The 2,918-nt window shown below is 61.4% G+C and carries 3 protein-coding genes and 1 pseudogene; all 4 read right to left on the reverse strand.

From position 1 onward, the window contains the following. The coding region (gene rplC / locus ACXJKH_RS17960; protein WP_457321367.1) for a 50S ribosomal protein L3 at positions 1-536 on the reverse strand (536 nt) is incomplete at its 3' end. Positions 537-547: 11 nt separating this feature from the next. Then, positions 548-859, reverse strand: a complete 312-nt coding sequence (gene rpsJ / locus ACXJKH_RS17965; RefSeq protein ID WP_010341589.1) for a 30S ribosomal protein S10 — start codon at positions 857-859, stop codon at positions 548-550. Positions 860-1,192: 333 nt separating this feature from the next. Next, the gene (tuf, locus tag ACXJKH_RS17970) at positions 1,193-2,383 is read right to left on the reverse strand and encodes an elongation factor Tu (RefSeq protein WP_256775013.1); all 1,191 of its coding nucleotides are present in this window, start codon (positions 2,381-2,383) and stop codon (positions 1,193-1,195) included. A gap of 53 nt (positions 2,384-2,436) precedes the next feature. Beyond that, positions 2,437-2,918: pseudogene (gene fusA / locus ACXJKH_RS17975) on the reverse strand (elongation factor G); the annotation flags it as partial.

Genomic DNA, 2,918 nt, shown 5'->3' on the forward strand with positions numbered 1-2,918 from the left:
GTGCTCTGCTGCACCGAACCCATGTGGCCGGACATCTTCTTACCCGGGAAAACACGACCCGGGGTCTGGCGCTGGCCCAAGGAACCCGGCGCGCGATGCGACAGCGAGTTACCGTGGGTTGCATCGCCCATACGGAAGTTGTAGCGCTTGATGGTGCCCTGGAAGCCCTTACCCTTGGTGACACCCTGGACGTCGACCTTCTGGCCAACTTCAAAGATGTCCGCCTTGACTTCGCCGCCGACGGCGAAATCGCCGAGCTGCGCGTCTTCAACGCGGAATTCCCACAGGCCACGACCGGCTTCGACCTTCGCCTTGGCGAAGTGACCGGATTCGGGCTTGTTGACCAGGGCAGCGCGACGCGCGCCGACGGTCACCTGCACGGCGCTGTAGCCGTCAGCTTCGACGGTCTTGATCTGCGCGATGCGGTTCGGGGTGGCTTCAATCAGGGTTACCGGGATGGCCTGGCCATCTTCGGTGAACACGCGGCTCATGCCAGCCTTGCGGCCCACGAAGCCCAACGAATATTTCTTCGTCATGGTCGTAGTCCTCAGGTCAGCTTGATCTGAACGTCGACGCCGGCAGCCAGTTCGAGCTTCATCAGCGCGTCCACGGTCTTGTCGTTCGGGTCAACGATATCGAGCACGCGCTTATGCGTGCGGGTCTCGTACTGGTCACGCGCGTCTTTGTCGACGTGCGGGGAAACGAGAATGGTGTAACGCTCGATCTTGGTCGGCAGCGGGATCGGGCCACGCACTTGCGCGCCGGTCCGCTTTGCCGTTTCTACGATCTCGCTGGCCGAACGGTCGATCAAACGATGATCGAACGCCTTCAGCCGAATCCGGATCTTTTGGTCCGCCATGACGGTGGGTTCCTTCGTTAAAAGAGCGACGGACAAGGCCTCTGGGTTGCCTTGTCCCATGAATATCCTGAATGCAGACGCCGCACATTCCCGTGCGGCGACAAGATCTTTCCGTAGACCTCAAAAATCGAGGCAGACCGGTCTCCCGATCTGCCCAGACAAAAAGTATAGCGCGCATACAACGTGGCGGTCAACAGGGGACCTGTTGACACTGCCTGAATGGCGCGACCCTTCCTGGTCTGGGGAACACGAGGAGCTTCCTGCGCCTCTTTTCCCGTTTGGTTCCGCCCCGATGCCCTACCCAGGCAACATCGGGGCGAAGATTCTAGCAGATTACTTGAGGATCTTGGAGACCACGCCGGCGCCGACGGTACGACCGCCTTCACGAATCGCGAAGCGCAGGCCTTCATCCATGGCGACCGGGTTGATCAGGGTGACAACCATCTTCACGTTGTCGCCCGGCATGACCATTTCCACGCCTTCCGGCAGCTCGACCGCACCGGTGATGTCGGTGGTRCGGAAGTAGAACTGCGGACGGTAGCCCTTGAAGAACGGGGTGTGGCGGCCGCCTTCATCCTTGGACAGGACGTAGACTTCGGCGTCGAACTGGGTGTGCGGCTTGATCGAACCCGGCTTGCAGAGGACCTGRCCACGCTCGACGTCGTCACGCTTGGTGCCGCGCAGCAGCAGACCGGCGTTGTCGCCTGCCTGACCCTGGTCGAGCAGCTTGCGGAACATTTCCACGCCGGTCACGGTGGTCTTGACGGTGTCGCGGATACCGACGATTTCGATTTCTTCGCCGACCTTGATCACGCCGCGCTCGATACGACCGGTCACCACGGTGCCGCGGCCCGAGATCGAGAACACGTCTTCGACCGGCATCAGGAATGCCTTGTCGACGTCACGCTCCGGCAGCGGGATCCAGGTGTCCAGCGCCTCGACCAGCTTGATCACCGACGGCACGCCGATGTCGCTCTGGTCGCCTTCCAGCGCCAGACGGGCCGAGCCCGCGATGATCGGGGTGTCGTCGCCCGGGAAGTCGTACTTGCTCAGCAGCTCGCGGACTTCCATTTCGACCAGTTCCAGCAGCTCGGCGTCGTCCACCATGTCGGCCTTGTTCAGGAACACGACGATGTACGGCACGCCGACCTGACGCGACAGCAGGATGTGCTCGCGGGTCTGCGGCATCGGGCCGTCAGCGGCCGAGCAGACCAGGATCGCGCCGTCCATCTGGGCAGCACCGGTGATCATGTTCTTGACGTAGTCAGCATGGCCCGGGCAATCCACGTGGGCGTAATGACGCTCGGTGGATTCGTATTCGACGTGCGCGGTCGAGATCGTGATGCCACGCGCCTTTTCTTCCGGCGCGGCGTCGATCGCSGAGTAATCCTTGAAYTCGCCACCGAAGCGCTCRGCACCGATCTTGGTCAGTGCRGCGGTCAGCGTGGTCTTGCCGTGATCGACGTGACCGATGGTGCCGACGTTGACGTGCGGCTTGGTGCGCTCGAACTTACCCTTTGCCATTGTTGTATACCTTGGATATCAGAAAAGAATGAGGTGGAGTCCCGAGCTTACGCTCAGGACTTCTTGATCACGGTTTCGGCGATGTTGTTCGGCGCCGGCTCGTAGTGGTCGAATTCCATCGTGAACGTCGCGCGACCCTGGGTCTGCGAACGCAGCGAGGTGGCGTAACCGAACATTTCACCCAGCGGGATCATCGCGTTGATGATGCTGGCCGAACCGTCACCGGTGGTGCTCGAACCCTGCAGCACGMCACGACGACGGCTGACGTCGCCCATCACGTCACCCTGGTAATCCTCCGGGGTCACGATCTCGACCTTCATGATCGGTTCCAGCAGGACCGGCTTGGCCTTCTGGAAGCCCTGCTTGAAGGCCATCGAGGAAGCCAGCTTGAACGCCATTTCCGAGGAGTCGACGTCATGGTACGAGCCGAACACCAGCTTCACCTTGACGTCCACGACCGGGAAGCCGGCCAGCGGACCGCTGGTGATGGTTTCGCGCAGGCCCTTTTCGATCGACGGAATGAATTCCTTCGGAA

Source organism: Stenotrophomonas sp. P5_B8, from assembly GCF_054049855.1.

Coding starts and splice junctions, on each gene's coding strand:
- rpsJ (WP_010341589.1), bottom strand. CDS start 859: ATGGCGGACCAAAAGATCCGGATTCGGCTGAAGGCGTTCGATCATCGT.